The sequence below is a fragment of the Bacillus sp. T17B1 genome (genome assembly GCF_026796395.1).
GTDB classification, from domain to species: Bacteria; Bacillota; Bacilli; order Bacillales; family Bacillaceae; genus Bacillus; species Bacillus spizizenii_A.
This window is the reverse complement of the sequence record NZ_JALAYA010000015.1, coordinates 67,659-86,983: the sequence shown is the minus strand read 5'-3', so window position 1 is coordinate 86,983 and position 19,325 is coordinate 67,659. Positions and strand designations below refer to the sequence as shown.

The following is a 19,325-nucleotide window of genomic DNA, read 5'->3' as shown; positions in this document are numbered from 1 at the left end:
TCCTTTCATGGTTTGATGACTGATCTGTTTTACTCAGAAATCTTAACAGATGCATTCATACCAGGAAGCACCTTATCAGATGGGTTTTTGATTGAAATTTTAACAGGAACTTTTTGCGTTACTTTTGTGTAGTTTCCGCTTGAATTTGTAGATGGAAGCATATCAAAAGTTGAGTTAGTCGCATAGCCAATTTCTTCTACAGTGCCGTCAAAAGTTGTATCAGGATCTCCGTCAACGACTACATCTACACTATTACCCACTTCAATATCGGCAATATCTGTTTCTTTAATATTTGCTGTGATGTACAGGTTGTCCATATCAATGGTTTGCGCAATTGTAGTACCAGCTTGTACAGTTTGTCCGTTTTTCACTTCGTTTTTCACAATTGTTCCATCCATAATGGATTTCACATCAACAGTTTGTTCACCTTTAATTTTTGCAACTGTGTCGCCTTTTTTCACTGTTTTTCCTTCTTCAAGATTCCAGTCGGATACTTTACCTGCTGCTGGGGCTGAGATAGCTGCCATATCGCCGGCTACTTTTGCTTCATCTGTTTTTACGTAGTTTGTGCTTTGATAATAGTAGTAAGCACCTCCGCCTATAATTGCAAGAACAACAATCAAACCGATAATGTTGGTCAGAATTAAACGTCCTCTGTTCATTTTGTTTTTCTCCTTTCGTTTCATCCTCTATCATTTTGTGGAAAGATGGTGAAAATATGTGGGGAGTTTTCAATTACCGCTTTTTTCTGAACAGCCTTCAGCGAGCTTCGCTAAGCTCCCTGCAAGCTTGCACAAATATTGAAGCTGAGACGTGTCAAGCTCCTGATACAGGCTCGCGCCCATTTTTGCGTATTGCACAGCAGCTTTCTGTAAAAGCTCTTCCCCCTCTTCGGTTAACTGAATCATTACGATACGGCGGTCACCCGGACTGTCATACCGATTCATCAATTGCCGGTTATATAGGATATCAGTCATCCGCGTAACAGAAGCAGGCTTAAGATCAAGCGGCATGGCCAGCTTGCTGAGCGGCGTGCTTCCGCTTTGATGAATTTTAAACATCAGTAAATATTGAAGGACTGTAATATCAAAAGGCTCAAGTACAATCTCCAATATCTTCTTCTGCTTTTTATAGATAGCCCGAGACGTATCAAAGAGCTGTTCAAAAGTGAGCAAAGCACGTTCTGATTCAGTCAACTCCTTTTCACCTCATTCCTCAATAATAGTTCACAAGATAAAATATTAATAAATGAAAGAAGATTTGTCAAAGGAAAAATTTCTTTTTTCCTTGTATTTTTTTCTCAAACGGTTTCTTGCTTTTATTAAATAAAAAAAGCCCTAAAAAGGGGCTTTTCATTACGAAAATTGATGGCTGACACCGGATTCTTCATTTCTGAAAAAGTTCTTCAACGCCTGAAAAACATCAGATTTCTGTTTTAAAATATAGTACTTAAATTTCTCGTCTTTCACATTTTTATATGCAGACATTAATGTTGAATGCCTGTTGTACTGATTGACCTCGCCGTAACAGAATAGATTGGCCTTCTTCATAATATCATTAACCAGTTTCACACAACGCGCGTTATCCGATGTCAGGTTATCACCGTCAGAAAAATGAAAAGGGTAAATGTTGTAGCTGGCGGGATTGTACTTTTCGTCAATAAGCTCAAGCGACTTCCGGTATACGGAAGAACAGATCGTTCCGCCGCTTTCCCCCTTTGAGAAGAAGTCTTCCTCCGACACGACTCTTGCTTCTGTATGATGGGCAATAAATTCAATTTCAACGGTCTCATATTTTGTCCGCAAAAAACGGGTCATCCAGAAAAAGAAACTTCTGGCCATGTATTTTTCCCAAACCCCCATACTGCCGCTTGTATCCATCATTGCTAAGACGACGGCTTTTGACTCGGGCTTTGTTATGTCATTCCACGTCTTATACTTCAGGTCCTCCGGGTAAATCGGATAAAACGACGGCTTCCCTGACATCGCGTTTCGTTTAAAAGCTGACATCATTGTTCTTTTCTTATCAATATTACCTGTTAACCCTGTTTTACGGATATCATTAAATTCAATATCTGTATGAAGGATATTGTCCCGCTCTTTTTGCTGGAGATTCGGAAGTTCTAATTCCTTAAAAAGCGCTTCTTCTAAATCCATTAATGAAACTTCTGCTTCATAATAATCTTCGCCTGCCTGATCACCGGCGGCCTGCCCTTTTCCAGGTCCCTGTTTTTTGTCTGATCCATCCCGGGCCACAACATCTCCAACCTTGCTGTCGCCTTCTCCTTGCCCTACGTGTTTATTTTTATCATAGTTATAACGGATTTTATACTCATCCAATGAACGGATTGGGATCTTCACTACATCTTTTCCATTAGACATAATAATACTTTCCTCAGTCACGAGGTCCGGAAGATTGTTTTTGATCGCTTCCTGCACTTTTTTCTGGTGGCGCTGCTGGTCATCGAAGCCTTTGCGATGGAGGGACCAGTTTTCCTCAGAAATCAAAAAATGGCCGCTGTCATTTTGGGACATGAATTCCCCTCCTTAACCATTTGTGGTCGTGATACATACGTATTCCGGCTTGTGCCAGATTATGAAACAAGTCTTTCGATAAGATTTATATTCATCATATGCACAAAAGCATGGTTAATTGACAAACTATTTAGAAAATGGGACAAAATAACCCGCCCTATTCGGACGGGTCAAGGTACTTATCGGTTCAGCAGGCTGCCGACATATTTCAGCAGCTCATTAGCACTCGTCGAGTTGTAGCCGTGCTCATCAATTAAACGGGCCACGACTTCATTTACCTTTTTCAGCTGCTGCTCATCCGGCGTTTTTGTTGATGTCGTAATTTTAACAACATCCTTTAGATCAGCAAACAACTTTTTCTGAATGGCTTCACGCAGCCTCTCATGAGAATTGTAATCAAACCGCTTCCCTTTTCTCGCATAAGCCGAGATGCGGATTAAGATTTCTTCGCGGAACGCTTTTTTGGCGTTTTCCGAAATGCCGATCTGCTCTTCGATCGATCTCATAAGCTTTTCGTCAGGGTTCATTTCTTCTCCTGTCAAAGGATCACGAAGCTTGTTTTTATTGCAATAGGCCTCTACGTTATCGAGGTAATTGTCCATAAGGGTTTTAGCTGATTCTTCATATGAGTACACAAACGCTTTTTGAACTTCCTTTTTCGCAATGTCGTCATATTCCTTGCGGGCGGCAGAAATAAAGTTCAAATACCGCTCCCTGTCCTCGCTTGAAATCGAAGGGTGCTGATCAAGACCTTCTTTTAAGGAACGAAGAACATCAAGAGAATTGATCGACTCCATATTTTTTCTGATAATCGTTGAAGAAATCCGGTTGATCACGTACCGCGGATCAATGCCGCTCATTCCTTCGTCGTTATATTCTTTTTTCATATCCTCAACGTCGACAGAATTATACCCTTCCACACTTTCTCCATCATACAGTCTCATTTTCTTGACCAGATCAATATCCGACCGCTTCGGTTCTTTTAATCGGGTAAGAATCGAGAACATCGCAGCAACCTTCAACGTATGCGGAGCAATATGAACATCCGACACATCGCTCTCCGCGATCATTTTTTCATAAATTCTCTCTTCCTCAGACACTTTTAAGTTATAAGGCACCGGCATCACAATGATTCTAGAGTGCAGGGCTTCATTTTTCTTATTAGAAATAAATGAGCGATACTCCGTTTCATTCGTGTGAGCCACGATCAGCTCATCAGCAGAAATTAACGCAAATCGCCCGGCTTTAAAATTCCCTTCCTGTGTCAATGAAAGCAAATGCCAGAGAAATTTCTCATCACATTTCAGCATCTCCTGAAACTCCATCATCCCGCGATTCGCTTTATTCAGCTCTCCGTCAAACCGGTATGCGCGCGGATCTGATTCTGAACCGTACTCAGCAATGGTTGAGAAATCAATACTTCCCGTCAAATCAGCAATATCCTGAGATTTCGGATCAGACGGACTGAATGTTCCAATTCCCGTACGTTTATCTTCTGAAAAGAAAATGCGCTCAACCTTCACATCCTCAATTCTTCCTCGATACTCTTCCTCCAGCCTCATGACATTTAAAGGAGAAAGACTTCCTTCTATTCTAATGCCGTATTCTCTGTAAAAGTCATCACGCAAATGATGGGGAATTAAATGTAGAGGGTCTTCGTGCATCGGGCAGCCTTTAATCGCATATACAGCGCCATTATCCGTCAATGTGTATGCTTCGAGACCTTTTTTTAGCATCGTGACCAGCGTGGATTTACCGCCGCTCACAGGTCCCATCAGCAATAGAATCCGTTTTCTGACATCAAGACGTTTCGCGGCCGGATGAAAATACTCTTCCACAAGACGCTCTAAAGATTCCTCAAGCCCGAACAGTTCGCGGTCAAAAAAGCTGTACTTCTTACGTCCGTCAATCTCCTCTATCCCGCTGTCTTTTATCATATTAAAAACACGAGAATGAGCAGATTGCGCGACCATTGGATTTTCTTTAATAATCTCCAAATAATCGGAGAATGTTCCTTCCCATTTCAGCCGCTGCTCTTCCTCTCTGTACTGTTCAATTTTCTTTAATATATCCATAAGGACCTCCTCCATCATGTTTGATGCGCTATGCAAATAAGGTACTTTATAAAATCTATGCTACCATCTCGTGATACATGCTTTGGTTTCTTAAAAATAAGATACTTATACAGCGTTGACAAGGCAGACCGCAACCGTTCATAATGAAGAAAATACAGAATCATCCAGACTCTGACAGCACGGAAAAATTGAAGAGGGGGAGAGACGGTGAAAACAATCATCATGATGGGTGTCATTGTCACTTTTTTAGTATCAATTTTTACTGCAGGGTACGAAAGCAAGCCGGGAAAAGAATAAAAAAGGGTGCTCCTCGTAAGAGCACCCTTTTTTGTATAACAGAACAATGTTTTATGGTTTTTCTTTAATCTTTGATTGATGATCACTTCTTTTCCCCTGACAACTGCGCCTCGATATTCTCCACATAAACCTTGATATCCTTCTATGACGCCGGCAATCAGTTTCACTTTCTACCATTTAAAAAAGCTCGCGTGTCTTTTCACTGTAATGGTTGTTCCGCCGATTTCCCGCAGGCTTTTATCATGGCTCAATCCAAGCTTGATATCACCGGCATTTAATAAACCGTGATACATTAATGCAGCCTGAACATTTACATTTCACAATCACCTTTAACGCTAAGCTTCCCTTTCTCAGTCATATTCCCGCAAATATCAGTCAGGCTTTATAAATTGAATCGATCAAATTGAAGGAAGCCGCTGATTTTCATTATGCGAATACACACAGCCGCTCATTCTCTGCTTCCCCGAGAAAAAGACCTCTGCAGCCCGCGGCAGACAGCACTTCACTGATTACACCTTCACCTTTGATGCTGGCATGGTGGTATCCACCGCCTGCAGCGTGTCCGGCGCCATAAATTTTAAATGTCCCAGCTTTGTTGCCTCCATTACGATCCTTCTCACATCCTCGTGCATGTTTCTACCGATGCGCTCGGATCACAAGTATAGACCCCGCTGTATTCCACGGCTTCGATCTGGCAATTCGGCCCGATCTTCACTTTATTTCCGCGCACGGTTTTCACTTTTGTATTTGTCAGATCAATTTCGTCACCTTCGATCAGTTCAGCCGTTAAAACAGGCTGCGGCAGCAGTCTAAGCAATGTCAGCATCCCTTTCCTGCCTGTCACTTGAAGGTGGCGGCATCCGATCTCACGTACATAACTTTCCCCGGCAGAAAGCTTAATGAACACCTGGTCAGCGTTTAAAAGCCCGCTGACTTTGCATTTCCCTTCCGATTGAAAGGTTTCCGTTTCACAATCCGCTTCCATGACTGCTTTTCCGCTAATGACAATGTTATCAGCCTTGACTGTGCCGCCAATTGTTGTTGATCCAGCAATCTTTAATTGTTTTGCAGATAAATCTCCTTCAATGATACCTGTTCCGTTAATTCGAATAGATTTTGCTTCAACGTCTCCATGTATCTTTCCTGAACCGCTGATGGTTACCGCTTTCGCTTTGACGCTGCCGTCAGCTGTTCCGGTTCCATTAAAAGAAAAAGTGTCACACTCCACATCCCCGGCCACTGTTCCGCTGCCGTTGATTTCAACTGATTGAAATGTTCCTCCCTTTGAACTTCCTGATCCGTTTATCACCAGCTTTTCCATTACATCCATTGATGGCCCACCTGTATATATGTTGTTTTTAACTCCTCTGACGCTTTTACTAAATCTACCCGTTCCACAACCTTGACGGACGATTCAAACAGAATGCTGTCCGCTGCAGCCGCTATAAAACAAGTTGTGACACCGAGCTTCCGCAGCACAATCAGCTCCGTCTGTTTCTTGATCTCTTCAGTATCATGCTGTTTTAACACCTCTGCAGCCATTTTTGCTTCTGCCAGACTGACATTGCCGGACTGCAGGAGTCCTTCAAGCACATACAGCGATAGCAGATCTCGGGAAGAAAAAACCGAATCTCCTCCGCCATTTGAAAAAACATCAAGTGCAGTTCTTGAAATCAATCCTCTATGAATCAATTCATCAGCAGTCATGCTGACATCCTTCATTTTCGGTGACAGCATTTCCCTCATTTCATCCAGTGACAAATTTTCCTTCATCTTTTGAATCATTGAAATGCGGTTTAAAATATCCTCTCTCGGAAAAAACGTTTCTTGTCCTGTAAATGTGGATTTGCGTATAAACCATTCCTCAGGAATTAAGTTTTTCCGCTTCCACCGATACAGCTGACCATATGAAATTGATGTTTTTTCAAGCAATTCTTTTTTAGAGATTAATTGTTCTTCCATAAGTCCAGCTCCTTTGGTGGGTTCATTGTAACATAACACTGTTATGTTTTTAAGCCCAAAAACAAAACAAAGCATTTCCCACAGCACAAAAAAATCCGCCCATCATCAATGAGCGGATTTTCTCACTATGTTAAATCACGGTAATTTTGCTGACGCAGCGCTTCATAAACGAGAATCGCCGCAGTGTTGGACAGATTTAACGATCTAACGTGCTCTGTCATCGGAAGACGCAGGCAGCGTTCCATGTTATTTTGAATTAAATCCTTTGGCAAACCGCTTGTTTCTCTTCCGAATACGAAGAAATAATCCTCGTCAAGATCAGTGTAATCAAACGATGTATGAGGCTGCTGACCGAATTTCGTGATAAAGAAAAACTGGCCTTTTTGATATTCCTCAAACAATTCTTCTAACGAATCATGATACACAACGTTAACAAACTCCCAATAATCGAGTCCGGCACGCTTCAGCATTTTATCATCCGTTGAAAAGCCGAGCGGACGAATCAGGTGGAGCGTTGTATTGGTTGCTGCACAAGTACGTGCAATATTCCCTGTATTGGCGGGAATTTCTGGTTGATATAAAACAACATGTATTGCCACAATGTTCACCTCTGTTTTTCTTATCCGCTCATCATTATATCATTAATTAGTCTTTTGTCGTATCATCAACGATGTGAAAAAAGGCATATCGTATCGACGGCGTATATGCTGTAGAATCCTCGTATGACCAATACCTCATCCGGCTGTCATAGGACTGGGCATTGACAAGCGGCATATTGCCTTTGTCCTTCGCCACGACAATCGTTGTATGATTAAACCGGCCGTCTCCTTCAAAGTCATAGCAAATCACATCGCCCGGCATCAGCTCTTCCGCAGATTTCACCCGCACCGCACGAAGACCGGCCTTTGAATTCGACAAATACATTTTCATAGAATGAGCCACCGTCCAGCTGTAGCTCCATGAGCTTTGTTTCATCCACCAGCCTGATCCTCTATTCGGATGGCCGCGCATCGGCGCGCCTCCCGCTTGAAGGCACTGTGAAATAAAATTCGTGCAGTTATCGCTGAAATTTTTATATGCCGGGTTGCGCTTGTTCCAAAATTTCTCGGCATATTGCACAGCGCCGAGACGATCGTATTGAAAGGCCCTGCCAAACGCTTCCCTTTCCTCTTGAGTATAGTCAATAATACTGGTCCCTTCTTGAAATCCAGCCGGCTTTTTCGCAATGTCTTGATCACTAATCAAAATATGATCATAAAGGAAAGCCACCCGCTCCTCTATGTGCTCTTCCATATACAAGCTGTCGTCCTGCTCCTTACACACGTATTCGTAATGGATGGTATACGTAAGGCAGGTCGTTCCGTCATCCTCTACCCGCATATGATCGATGATGGCCTTTGCTTTCGCTTTTATGATGTCAACTTTACGTTTTTCCAGAAGCTTCTTCTTTCGCTCCATGACTTCAAGGTCTCCGACTTCAGACTCTTGTCTCATAGCATGCCCGTTAACCAAATAGCACAGCCGCTCCTCCGCTAATTGTTCTAAAATGTGCTTCAAGCTCACCCCACCCGCCATACTTTTTTTTTTCCTTCTGTTCTATACGTATGTCAGGACAGGCCTTGTTTAGTCATGCCTGAAGCTTTTAGCAACTCAATTCCTTTTTCAATTTCCAGCTTTGCCTCTTCATCCTTCTCTTTTTCAAGCGCTTTTTCAAGCTCTTCCGCATATCCATGGTCACCGATTTTACCGATCGCCCATGCAGCTGTTCCTCTGATAACAGGACGCGGATCTTTATGCATCAGTTCCGTCAATTCAGGCAGTGCGGAAGCATCCTTAAAATGGGCAAGGGCTAGAATGGCGTTTCGCTGAATCGGTTTCTTCCCGCGCCAAGAACCTGAGACATGTCCGAATTTCTCCTTAAATTCACGGTTGCTGATGGTCAATAACGGCTTCAATAATGGTTTGGCTATCTCAGGGTCAGGCTCCATTTCCGGATGAAGGTGAAAATCCTTCCCCTTATTGAGAGGACACACCGTTTGACACGTGTCGCACCCATACAGGCGGTTTCCAATCTTTGTCCGGAATTCATCAGGCAAAAACCCTTTCGTCTGGGTCAGAAAAGAGATACAGCGCTGCGCATTCAGCTGTCCCGGATTTACAAGGGCTCCCGTCGGACAGGCGTCCAGACATTTTGTGCAGGACCCGCACATATCTTCAATTGGCACATCAGGCTCAAAAGGTATATTCGTAATCATTTCTGCCAGATACACATAAGAGCCATACTCAGGCGTTGTGATCATACAATTTTTCGCGCTGAATCCGATGCCTGCCCGCTCTGCAACGGCCCGGTCAGACAATTCGCCAGTATCGACCATTGACTTTGTTCTGATATCCTCATGCTTGCTTCTCAGAAATTCCTCCAGCAGATCGAGCTTTTCCCTCAGCACATCGTGATAGTCTTTGCCCCAGGAGGCTCTGCAAAAAATGCCTCTGCGCTCAGTTCTCGTGCTTCTCGGCGCATCCTTCATTCTGGAAGGATATGCGAGAGCGATCGCCACAATTGATTTCGCTTTCGGCAAAAGCAGCTTCGGCGTCACCCTTTTCTCGATATCAGGCTCTTCAAAGCCGGAGAGATAGCCGAGTGATTCTTGAAGAATCAAACGGTCTTTTAAACTGTCAAATGTATCAGCGGTCGTAAAACCAATCTTGTCCACGCCAATGCTTTTCGCGTATTCAATTAATTCTTCTTTGAGCTGATAAACGTTCATGTTTTGCACAGCCTCCTTTCTTTGTGATAAAACGATACAGCGTATATAATAGGTTGATATCACGTAACTGGAGTGAATGCTAGTGAATATCAAACTTGATTCTGTTATTACTGAGCGTGCGGCCGGCTTACATGCGGCTGCTGTGATTTATGAGAATATTGATGTCAGCTCCTCTCCGCAAATGCTGAAAGGCAGGCTTCGCCTATTTCAAGAATCCCTGTTTTTCGATTATGCGGACGGCGGAATATCTGATGAGCCCTTCGTCAAGGAATGGCAGGAACTCTTTAAACAGCTTAACCCTACATTTGAGGGAGAAACAACCCCAATGGAGGACATGCTGATCCCAATATCCAGAGAACAATTCATGGAAAGTAAGGATTCAGCCCATGACACCAACGATTTTTTCGCCTTAAAATATTCTCTGCCCATTATGATTTATGATGCCGGCAAGCTACATGAGCCAGTCCGAATCTCATTGGGAGAAAAAGAAAACATACTGCTTTTCTCTGATAAAAACGGCATATTTGGCGATTTAAAAAACAGTGTCAATCGCTATCCCGTTTCAGACAAGACCAAGAGCATGCTACAAATCATTTTTTTCCCGCCATCCATTGAAAAAAGCAGTGCTGTTAGACTCTTATCATCATTAACGAAAATGTTTGAACAAATTCACGGCGGTGCCCATACAGTACATTGGCTTACGTAAAGAACACGATTGACGTGTTCTTTTTTACATAAAAAAACGCAATACTTCGTTTATCTAAGAAACGAAACACTGCGTTAATAACGTATGTATGGAGCGGGTGATGAGAATCGAACTCACGACATCAGCTTGGAAGGCTGAGGTTTTACCACTAAACTACACCCGCATTTTTGATTGTCAGTAACAGTACCGTCCTGACTTGTCTAATATTACACGTTTATTAATTTTTCGTCAAGGGAATATAAAAATTTTGTCGAAAAAAAGTTTTATATTTGTAAATTTGTTAAGTCACATTTACATAATGTCAAGTATACTATACAATATAATCAATCGACCATGCGAAGGGGACAGACGTCATGATGAAAAATAAAGTAAAAGAGCTGAGGGCGCGCTTCGGCTATTCTCAGGAAAAACTCGGAGAAACGATTGGCGTTACAAGACAGACTGTGGCAGCTATCGAAAAAGGCGATTATGTTCCCTCACTGTTGTTAGCACTGAAAATCTGCAAGGCCTTCTCCATGAAAATGGAGGATGTCTTTTGGTTAGAGGAGGAAAACTAGATGAGCATGAAAACAAAAGCAGCTTTTCAACTTGTTTTATTTGGCCTTGCATGCTGGACGCTGATTGCATACTTTGAAGCATCAGAAGGCATTGCATCTTTTATCCGCACAAAGAGCGGCGAGATGGTGTTTGAATTAAACCTCACTCCCTTTATTCTGTTTGTTGCGGCGTCTGCGGTTTATTTGTACTTACAGGAAAAAAGCCGCCCTGCTGCAAAAAAGCTTCTTCTGCCAGATGAATTTGAAGAGCAGGATGAAAGAGAGAGAATGATGACGGCAAAAGCATGCCGTGCGTCATATATCGCCGTCTACTTCTCGCTACCTGTCGCAGCGGTTCTTCTCATTTTTTATCCGCTTTTTCAATCGCGTATTCCGTTTTTCCCTATTATTATTGTGTTTATCATCATGATCATCCAGCACCTATCCTATGTCATCTCTTTCAAGAAAAACGAAAAAAACTCCGGCGCTCTGTAACCGGCCGGAGTTTCTTCTTACCAGCTCGCTTTTTTCACACCGGGAATCTGGCCTTTATGAGCCAGCTCCCTGAAAGCGATTCTGGACAGTTTAAACTTCCTCATATATCCTCTCGGGCGACCCGTTACCATGCAGCGATTGTGGAGTCTTCCCGGTGCTGAATCTCTCGGCAGCTTGCTGAGTGCCTCGTAATCTCCTTTTTCTTTCAACTCGCGTCTAATATCACCGTATTGTTCAACAAGCCGTTGGCGTTTTAACTCTTTTGCCACTTTTGATTTTTTAGCCAAGACACATAGCCTCCTTTTTAAATCGAAATTATTACGATTTAAAATGTATCATGCACGCTAAAAAAAATCAAGCACACTGTTTTTAATCTTGCAATTTTACATAATATAGCAAGGCATCTTGATGTTTAATTATATCTTTTTTATGTTCAGAGGTTTTCATGGTTTTCTTGATATCTCTTATACTGCTGCCGATTAATACAGGTTTTTCAAAAGAAATCGGCTCTGCCGACGAAATATTCTGAGTCATTTCATGTGTAGCGCTACCATCACGCCGAAATGACGTACCAGCCGCAATATTCCCCTGTTTATCAACAATTCCAAAATGAACGGTGCTCAGCTTATTCTTTCCTTCCCCCTCCTCATTCTCAAAGTACACAAATTGTAATAAATCAGGTTTTTCCTCCGAGTAATCTGCACTTACCTGTCCAACGGTTTCAACAAGCTTTCCGTTTTGATAATGCTCTATATACATTTCAGCTCCAGAAATGCTATCGCTGATATTTGCAACCTCGGCAGTGAATGTTTGTGAGGCTGCAACATCGATCCTGTTTTTTTCGAGGTCTGACATATCCGCCTCTTTGATTTCCATTTGTTTTGTATCTTCGCATGCTGTCAGCATAGCGATCAGGCAAATGATTGTTGCGCTTACTAATGTTTTCAGAAAAACAGCTCCCTTCTTTACATATCATACCATGCTCAGAGGCTGTGTTTTACTTAAACCAGCGGCGCCTTTTCCCCTTTTATTCTAAAACTTTCTCGTCCGCTCATTTTCAAATGGCAAAACCAAAAACCAAGTTCTGCAACATAATACGCCTTTCTAAGAGAGGATAGCCGGACGTTGTCAACTTGTTTATCACTTACTCTGCTTGTTTCGCAAATAGAGTAGAGAAAATCATTCCCGCAAAATTTTTTATTCTTTTCAAAATCCGTTATGACAAGGGTTTATCAACATTTTCAATACTATATATCCCTTAATAAAGATAACTATTTTATAATAATTATAAAATGATATTGACTTTTTACTTAGAGATGATATTATGGTCTTATAAATTTCAAGAGGTGATGACATGAGTTCAAATAAACTGACAACTAGCTGGGGCGCTCCGGTTGGAGATAATCAAAATTCAATGACTGCCGGTTCTCGCGGACCAACTTTAATCCAAGATGTACATTTACTCGAAAAATTGGCCCATTTCAATAGAGAACGTGTTCCTGAACGTGTCGTTCACGCCAAAGGTGCGGGTGCACACGGATATTTTGAAGTGACAAACGATGTTACAAAATACACGAAAGCCGCTTTCCTTTCTGAAGTCGGCAAACGAACACCGTTGTTCATCCGTTTTTCAACAGTTGCTGGTGAACTTGGCTCGGCTGACACCGTCCGCGACCCGCGCGGATTTGCTGTTAAATTCTATACTGAAGAAGGAAACTACGACATCGTCGGTAACAATACACCAGTCTTTTTCATCCGCGATGCGATCAAGTTCCCTGATTTTATCCATACACAAAAAAGAGATCCAAAAACTCACTTGAAAAACCCTACGGCTGTATGGGATTTCTGGTCACTTTCACCAGAATCACTGCACCAAGTGACAATTCTAATGTCAGACCGCGGAATTCCTGCGACACTTCGCCACATGCACGGCTTCGGAAGCCATACATTCAAATGGACAAATGCCGAAGGCGAAGGCGTATGGATCAAATATCACTTTAAAACAGAACAAGGCGTAAAAAACCTTGATGTCAATACAGCTGCAAAAATTGCCGGTGAAAACCCTGATTACCATACTGAAGATCTTTTCAACGCGATCGAAAACGGTGATTTCCCTGCATGGAAACTATATGTGCAAATCATGCCTTTAGAAGATGCAAATACGTATCGCTTCGATCCGTTTGATGTCACAAAAGTTTGGTCTCAAAAAGACTATCCGTTAATCGAAGTTGGGCGAATGGTTCTAGATAGAAATCCGGAAAACTACTTTGCAGAAGTAGAACAAGCGACATTCTCACCTGGAACACTCGTGCCTGGTATTGATGTTTCTCCGGATAAAATGCTTCAAGGCCGGCTGTTTGCTTATCATGATGCACACCGCTACCGTGTCGGTGCAAACCATCAAGCGCTGCCAATCAACCGCGCACGCAACGAAGTGAACAATTATCAGCGTGACGGACAAATGCGTTTTGACAATAACGGCGGCGGATCTGTTTATTACGAGCCTAACAGCTTCGGCGGTCCGAAAGAGTCACCTGAGGATAAACAAGCAGCATATCCAGTACAAGGAATCGCTGACAGCGTGAGCTACGATCACAACGATCACTACACACAAGCCGGTGACCTCTATCGTTTAATGAGCGAAGATGAGCGCGCCCGCCTTGTTGAAAATATCGTTAACGCCATGAAGCCGGTAGAAAAAGAAGAAATCAAACTTCGCCAAATCGAGCATTTCTACAAAGCGGATCCTGAATACGGAAAACGCGTGGCAGAAGGCCTTGGATTGCCGATTAAAAAAGATGCTTAATAGAAATGAAAAAACCCGCTGCAAATAGCGGGTTTTTTTATAGTTAATAGTTAGTTACGTACTGCCGTATGCTTCTTATCAACCTTTATATAAAATTCCTCCATAGGCTCCGCGCAGTTCATAATCTCTCTTTTGTTTTTTCACTCAGAAGTTCAAGCAGCAAAATTTGATTCCCATATGTTTTTCGCTTCCTGAGTCGTTTTCTCCCCTCCTTTTACATACAAAAAAGGCCCTTATCTAAAACATAAGAGCCTTCGGTTTCACGATCAGCAAATACTGTAAATATATTAGCTATATTAAAACTTAAAACGTATTCCAAATTGCCTGTCAATTTTATTTATACAGCTTGCTGCCTTGATTCACAAATTCTTCAGCTTTTTCTTTCATTCCTTCTTGAATGGCATCCCATTCACTAAGCTCTTTATCCTTCGCATAATCACGAATATCCTGAGAAATTCTCATACTGCAAAACTTCGGCCCGCACATTGAACAAAAGTGAGCGGTTTTTGCTCCTTCTGCCGGCAGTGTTTCATCATGATATTCAAGCGCTCTTTCCGGATCAAGAGATAAATGAAACTGGTCTCGCCAGCGGAATTCAAAGCGGGCTTTCGATAACGCATCATCCCGTATTTGCGCTCCGGGATGCCCTTTTGCAAGATCTGCCGCGTGCGCAGCAATTTTATATGTAATGACCCCTTCACGAACATCATCACGGTTTGGCAGCCCCAAATGCTCCTTCGGCGTGACATAACAAAGCATTGCTGTCCCATACCAGCCAATCATCGCCGCCCCGATCGCTGAAGTAATATGGTCATAGCCCGGCGCAATATCCGTCGTAAGCGGCCCCAATGTGTAAAATGGCGCTTCCTTGCAAATGTCCATTTGTTTATCGACGTTCTCTTTGATTTTATGCATCGGCACATGTCCCGGTCCTTCAATCATCACCTGAACATCATGCTTCCAGGCAATTTGCGTCAGTTCTCCGAGGGTCTCTAATTCAGCAAATTGCGCTTCGTCATTGGCATCAGCGATTGATCCGGGGCGAAGCCCGTCCCCAAGAGAAAAAGCAATATCATACGTTTTCATAATTTCACAGATTTCTTCAAAATGAGTATACAAAAAGCTTTCCTGATGATGGGCCAGACACCACTGTGCCATAATTGCTCCCCCGCGTGACACGATTCCAGTTGTCCGTTTGGCGGTTAACGGGACATACCGCAGCAAAACACCAGCATGAATCGTAAAATAATCCACTCCCTGCTCTGCCTGCTCAATCAGCGTATCACGGTAAATCTCCCACGTTAAATCCTCCGCTACGCCGTTTACTTTTTCAAGCGCCTGATAAATCGGAACAGTTCCCACAGGCACAGGGCAATTGCGAATAATCCATTCTCGCGTCGTATGAATGTCTTTTCCGGTAGAAAGATCCATCATCGTATCCGCTCCCCAGCGGATGGCCCACGTCATTTTTTCCACTTCTTCTTCAATGGATGACGTAACCGCTGAATTTCCGATATTCGCATTAATCTTCACATGAAAATTCCGGCCGATAATCATCGGTTCACTCTCAGGGTGATTAATATTTGAAGGAATGATCGCCCGGCCGCTTGCTACCTCATCTCTGACAAATTCGGGAGACACATGCTCGCGGATTGCGATAAACTCCATCTCAGGTGTAATGATTCCTTTTTTGGCATAGTGCATTTGAGTGACATTTTGGCCCGCTTTCGCCCGCAGCGGGTTCCGCTTTAGTCCTGGGTAGCTTACGTTTGAATTTGCTTTTTTATAACCGTTATCTTCTGGTTTGACAGCCCGTCCTTCATATTCTTCAACATCGCCACGCCCTGTGATCCATTTTTGGCGGAGCGGCTTTAACCCTTCTTGAATATTAATGGTCACATCAGGGTCGGTATACGGTCCGCTTGTATCATAGACACGCACAGGCGCGTTTTCCTCTTCGCCGAACGACCCTGTCGTCGGACTCAATGCGATTTCCCTCATCGGCACTTGGATGTCCGAAGAAGAACCTTCCGCATACACTTTCTTGCTCCCCGAAAAACTCGACATAATGGAAATGTTGGCTTGCTGCACAGAATTGTTTTGCATTACTTATCCTTCCCCTCTCTTCGTTTGAAAGGACAAAATCAAGCCCATAACCAGCACAAAAAACCGGATTCAAATGAATGAACCCGGTTACAGTCAGAAAGAAACTTATTATTGCCCAGCAAGACAATAATAAAAACAATTCCTCTACTTCCCCACGCTGGTACGAACCAGATCAGGTCCAAAGGGTTAAGAAGCTTACCTTCTCTCTCAGCCCGAAAGCGGGCACCCCCAGTAACTATTGATTTCTGACTCATCTTAACATGAAATCAATCAAAAAAAAAGAGGAATTTAGATAATATTCAGCCAATTCACCCTAAATATTTGACAGGCAGCGGGATTTCAGCTATTTCATGTTCAGCCACCATCACCCGATATGCCTTTGCACCCGGTCTTGAACTAACTGTCTGAAACAGCTGATCATTTATGAAATGGAGAGCCGCTCCATCATCCGCAGCATAGCCATCACTCAGGAATTCATTAGATATCAGCTGGTGGTATATCGGCCTTCGGTCCTTTTCACCGTCATAATGAGGACAAAAACTTCCTTGCAACAACCCTAAACTTTTCATACTAGTTAGCGGTCCGGCTGAATCTGTCACCCCTTCTTCAAACCAGCAGATCGCACCGGCACTTAATCCCGCTAGAATCACACCGTTCATCCATGCCTCCCTGAGAATAAGATCCAGCCCCCACTCCTTCCACAGCACAAGCATATTCCTCGTATTTCCCCCGCCAACATAAATCACGTCCTTTTCCATAACAAAAGAAGTTAAATCTGTTGACGGCGGCTTAAATAAGGATAAATGAGATGGCACACAATCTAGGGTCTGAAATGCATGATAAAACCGCTGAACATAATTTTGGGAATCACCGCTAGCCGTTGGCAAAAAACAAATGCGAGGCGATTCCCGTTCCGCTTGATTGATGATATATTGATCAAGGGACAAATTCTCCGGTTCCATCGAAAAACCTCCGCCGCCCATCGCAATAATCTGTTCATCATTCCACTCCCCGACAAAATTTGTTATTCATTATAGCATTTTGTATAGAAGCAAGAAAATAAAGGCCCTTGAACAATGTCTTTGAACCAATTAACGCCATAGACGTACCTTCAACTGCTCTTAATTTCTTAACAACAAAAAACATTAACAAGTATACCGCCGCCATAACGGCAACCTCGAACTCTCACCTCCGAAGACATTGCATGATCAATTAGATGTAGCTGTTTATCTGTATGGAGAACTGTCAGAACTCCTGTTGGAAAAGGCTTGATCCTAGATAAACCATTTCAAATCGACTCGCTTATATCCTGTAGAGAACTGTAAAAAGGTTATAAAAAAAAACGGTCTCTCGTTTATGAAAGACCGTCTCTTCTCCTTTAATGCTCCACTCTTCTTAAAGCCTCGTTTACTGTTTCTTTTATAAACGCGTCTTCACCGCTTAATCGGTCTAAACTGAGATCTCCGTTTCTTAGCCTTTCGGAAATATTGTTTATATCCTCTTCTACCGTGATTTGCAGCTCACCAGCCAAAAACATTCTGTGCAATTCATCAGCAACCATACTCTCTTTGTTCATTTCATCCGCTCCTTTGCTTTCAGTATTATTCTTAGTCTGTCCCTAGGCCTGACGAATCATAGGAAAAAAGTATGAATCAAACGAATCTTTTTTCCTCCTTTTTACGTATATCTGTTGAGATAAAGAAAAAGGGGAAGATCTAACATGTCATTTTTTAAAAAGCTTGCGGCAAGTGCCGGTATTGGTGCTGCAAAAGTAGATACAATTTTAGAGAAAGACGCATATTATCCAGGAGAAGAAATACGGGGAACTGTCCATGTCAAAGGCGGAAAAATCGCTCAGGACATCCGCTATATTGATTTACAGCTTAATACACGGTACGTCATTGTAAAAGACGATGAAGAGCATCGGAAATACGCTACAATTCATTCTTTCCGGGTCACTGGTTCATTTACGATTCAGCCTGGAGAAGAGCATCAATTCCCGTTCTCATTCACTCTGCCTCTTGATACGCCGATCACTGTTGGGAAAGTAGAGGTCGCCGTGGTAACAGACCTTGATATCGAAGGCGGTATTGATAAGTCCGACCATGACCGCATTTTCGTTGAAGCGCATCCTTGGGTTGAAAGTGTGCTAGAAGCCATCGAAAACCTAGGCTTCCGTCTTAACGAAGCAGATTGCGAACAAGCACCTTACTTCCAACGCCGCCTACCGTTCGTTCAAGAATTTAAGTTCGTTCCGACATCAGGCTACTATCGTCAGATGCTTAATGAACTAGAGCTTATATTCCTTTTAGACGATGACGGTTTAGATATGATTTTCGAGGTCGACCGCAGGGCAAGAGGCCTGCGAGGATGGTTTGAAGAGATGTATAATGACGGAGAACAGCTCGTACGTGTCCGCTTCAGCCAATCTGAGCTTGAAGATGCAGAAGGGCTTAAAGAGGTACTAGAAGAGATCATAGACCAATACGCTGAGTGAATGATAAAAAATAAAAACCCGTTTCTTATGAACTATTCCCTGCTAGTAGAATTTTAATTTTCCCCAAAACAATCCAATGGGTCTTTAATCAATGCAACGGCCTATCCGGGATATGCTTTGTGTCATGTTTGCTTCCAACCATCCTTCTAAATTGGTGAGATATGTATTGAAAATCTCTGTCGCTGTGGAGAGGCTGTGTTAGGTGCTGCTTCGAGCGCTAACTTTTAAAGTTTCAAACACAAGGGCATAATTAATGGATTTCCCCCAGCACATAAGACATGATCATTCCCTCGTGAAGATCCATAATGCACTGAAATAGGCTTTCCGATGACCGTATTTCAGCTCTGTCAAATCGGTGACCCATTTTTGATTTGGCTTGTCCGCTGTAAATTGACGATTTAGGCTGTTTTCAGCCACTTGTTTGCGAGTCGCTTTGCCATAACGTTTTTTCCTTGGCGAATCACACACCGGAGCTTAGCGATTTTCATCAGCCAATATATCCGTTTATGATTGAGACACTCTTGAAAGTGGCGTTCATATGTA

The 19,325-nt window shown here is 42.8% G+C and carries 18 protein-coding genes, 1 tRNA gene, 3 pseudogenes and 1 riboswitch; of the genes and pseudogenes, 5 read left to right on the top strand and 17 right to left on the bottom strand.

Annotation, left to right across the window (positions count from 1 at the left end):
- Window positions 1-29: 29 nt before the first annotated feature.
- The 10 genes and pseudogenes from MOF34_RS08560 to queG form a co-directional block, all read right to left on the bottom strand.
- Window positions 30-696: pseudogene (locus MOF34_RS08560) on the bottom strand (HlyD family secretion protein).
- A gap of 35 nt (window positions 697-731) precedes the next feature.
- Window positions 732-1,196: a MarR family transcriptional regulator gene (locus tag MOF34_RS08555; protein ID WP_268399790.1), complete on the bottom strand. Its 465-nt coding sequence runs from the start codon at window positions 1,194-1,196 to the stop codon at window positions 732-734.
- Between the two features lie 159 nt (window positions 1,197-1,355).
- The gene (yhbH, locus tag MOF34_RS08550) at window positions 1,356-2,534 is read right to left on the bottom strand and encodes a sporulation protein YhbH (protein WP_268399788.1); all 1,179 of its coding nucleotides are present in this window, start codon (window positions 2,532-2,534) and stop codon (window positions 1,356-1,358) included.
- Between the two features lie 179 nt (window positions 2,535-2,713).
- Complete coding sequence (gene prkA / locus MOF34_RS08545) at window positions 2,714-4,609, bottom strand: serine/threonine protein kinase PrkA (protein WP_268399787.1); 1,896 nt, start codon at window positions 4,607-4,609, stop codon at window positions 2,714-2,716.
- Between the two features lie 374 nt (window positions 4,610-4,983).
- A pseudogene (locus tag MOF34_RS20855) lies at window positions 4,984-5,511 on the bottom strand (hypothetical protein); the annotation flags it as partial.
- Between the two features lie 11 nt (window positions 5,512-5,522).
- Window positions 5,523-6,236, bottom strand: coding sequence for a polymer-forming cytoskeletal protein (locus MOF34_RS08535; protein ID WP_268399784.1), 714 nt, complete (start codon window positions 6,234-6,236; stop codon window positions 5,523-5,525).
- Window positions 6,227-6,868 (bottom strand): YhbD family protein, encoded by a 642-nt coding sequence (locus MOF34_RS08530; RefSeq protein ID WP_268399783.1) that lies wholly within the window; start codon window positions 6,866-6,868, stop codon window positions 6,227-6,229. Before MOF34_RS08530 ends, MOF34_RS08535 begins: the two co-directional genes overlap by 10 nt.
- A gap of 125 nt (window positions 6,869-6,993) precedes the next feature.
- Window positions 6,994-7,476: a tRNA (uridine(34)/cytosine(34)/5-carboxymethylaminomethyluridine(34)-2'-O)-methyltransferase TrmL gene (trmL, locus tag MOF34_RS08525; RefSeq protein WP_080010258.1), complete on the bottom strand. Its 483-nt coding sequence runs from the start codon at window positions 7,474-7,476 to the stop codon at window positions 6,994-6,996.
- 37 nt (window positions 7,477-7,513) lie between these two features.
- Complete coding sequence (locus MOF34_RS08520; protein ID WP_080010257.1) at window positions 7,514-8,443, bottom strand: amidase domain-containing protein; 930 nt, start codon at window positions 8,441-8,443, stop codon at window positions 7,514-7,516.
- Between the two features lie 32 nt (window positions 8,444-8,475).
- Window positions 8,476-9,636, bottom strand: coding sequence for a tRNA epoxyqueuosine(34) reductase QueG (queG, locus tag MOF34_RS08515; RefSeq protein ID WP_019713736.1), 1,161 nt, complete (start codon window positions 9,634-9,636; stop codon window positions 8,476-8,478).
- An 82-nt stretch (window positions 9,637-9,718) separates the two neighbouring features.
- Between queG and MOF34_RS08510 the strand changes: the two genes are divergently transcribed.
- A complete protein-coding gene (locus MOF34_RS08510; protein ID WP_268399781.1) occupies window positions 9,719-10,342 on the top strand; it encodes a B3/4 domain-containing protein in 624 nt (207 codons plus the stop codon).
- A gap of 89 nt (window positions 10,343-10,431) precedes the next feature.
- On the opposite strand, the gene MOF34_RS08505 is transcribed toward MOF34_RS08510, so the two are convergent.
- A tRNA-Gly gene (locus tag MOF34_RS08505) sits at window positions 10,432-10,505 on the bottom strand.
- Between the two features lie 193 nt (window positions 10,506-10,698).
- On the opposite strand from MOF34_RS08505, the gene MOF34_RS08500 reads away from it, so the two are divergent.
- Both MOF34_RS08500 and MOF34_RS08495 read left to right on the top strand, forming a co-directional pair.
- Window positions 10,699-10,899: a helix-turn-helix transcriptional regulator gene (locus tag MOF34_RS08500; RefSeq protein WP_003224033.1), complete on the top strand. Its 201-nt coding sequence runs from the start codon at window positions 10,699-10,701 to the stop codon at window positions 10,897-10,899.
- The gene (locus MOF34_RS08495; protein WP_268399779.1) at window positions 10,900-11,373 is read left to right on the top strand and encodes a hypothetical protein; all 474 of its coding nucleotides are present in this window, start codon (window positions 10,900-10,902) and stop codon (window positions 11,371-11,373) included. It begins immediately after the preceding gene.
- 17 nt (window positions 11,374-11,390) lie between these two features.
- On the opposite strand, the gene rpsN is transcribed toward MOF34_RS08495, so the two are convergent.
- Both rpsN and MOF34_RS08485 read right to left on the bottom strand, forming a co-directional pair.
- A complete protein-coding gene (gene rpsN / locus MOF34_RS08490) occupies window positions 11,391-11,660 on the bottom strand; it encodes a 30S ribosomal protein S14 (protein WP_019713732.1) in 270 nt (89 codons plus the stop codon).
- Between the two features lie 82 nt (window positions 11,661-11,742).
- Window positions 11,743-12,279: a hypothetical protein gene (locus tag MOF34_RS08485; protein ID WP_019713731.1), complete on the bottom strand. Its 537-nt coding sequence runs from the start codon at window positions 12,277-12,279 to the stop codon at window positions 11,743-11,745.
- Window positions 12,280-12,727: 448 nt separating this feature from the next.
- On the opposite strand from MOF34_RS08485, the gene katA reads away from it, so the two are divergent.
- Window positions 12,728-14,179, top strand: a complete 1,452-nt coding sequence (gene katA / locus MOF34_RS08480; RefSeq protein ID WP_003239645.1) for a catalase KatA — start codon at window positions 12,728-12,730, stop codon at window positions 14,177-14,179.
- A 50-nt stretch (window positions 14,180-14,229) separates the two neighbouring features.
- On the opposite strand, the pseudogene MOF34_RS08475 reads toward katA, so the two are convergent.
- The 4 genes and pseudogenes from MOF34_RS08475 to MOF34_RS08460 all read right to left on the bottom strand — a co-directional run.
- Window positions 14,230-14,393 (bottom strand): annotated as a pseudogene (locus tag MOF34_RS08475) (FbpB family small basic protein); the annotation flags it as partial.
- Between the two features lie 119 nt (window positions 14,394-14,512).
- Window positions 14,513-16,285: a phosphomethylpyrimidine synthase ThiC gene (gene thiC / locus MOF34_RS08470; protein WP_268399778.1), complete on the bottom strand. Its 1,773-nt coding sequence runs from the start codon at window positions 16,283-16,285 to the stop codon at window positions 14,513-14,515.
- A gap of 132 nt (window positions 16,286-16,417) precedes the next feature.
- Window positions 16,418-16,525, bottom strand: a riboswitch (TPP riboswitch).
- A gap of 68 nt (window positions 16,526-16,593) precedes the next feature.
- Window positions 16,594-17,268 carry a Type 1 glutamine amidotransferase-like domain-containing protein gene (locus MOF34_RS08465; RefSeq protein ID WP_268399777.1) on the bottom strand — a complete coding sequence of 225 codons (675 nt, stop codon included), beginning with the start codon at window positions 17,266-17,268 and terminating at the stop codon, window positions 16,594-16,596.
- Between the two features lie 395 nt (window positions 17,269-17,663).
- Window positions 17,664-17,861, bottom strand: coding sequence for a hypothetical protein (locus MOF34_RS08460; RefSeq protein ID WP_268399776.1), 198 nt, complete (start codon window positions 17,859-17,861; stop codon window positions 17,664-17,666).
- Window positions 17,862-18,005: 144 nt separating this feature from the next.
- On the opposite strand from MOF34_RS08460, the gene MOF34_RS08455 reads away from it, so the two are divergent.
- Entirely contained in the window at window positions 18,006-18,782 is a 777-nt protein-coding gene (locus MOF34_RS08455) for a sporulation protein (protein ID WP_268399775.1), read from the top strand.
- The last annotated feature ends 543 nt before the right edge of the window (window positions 18,783-19,325 follow it).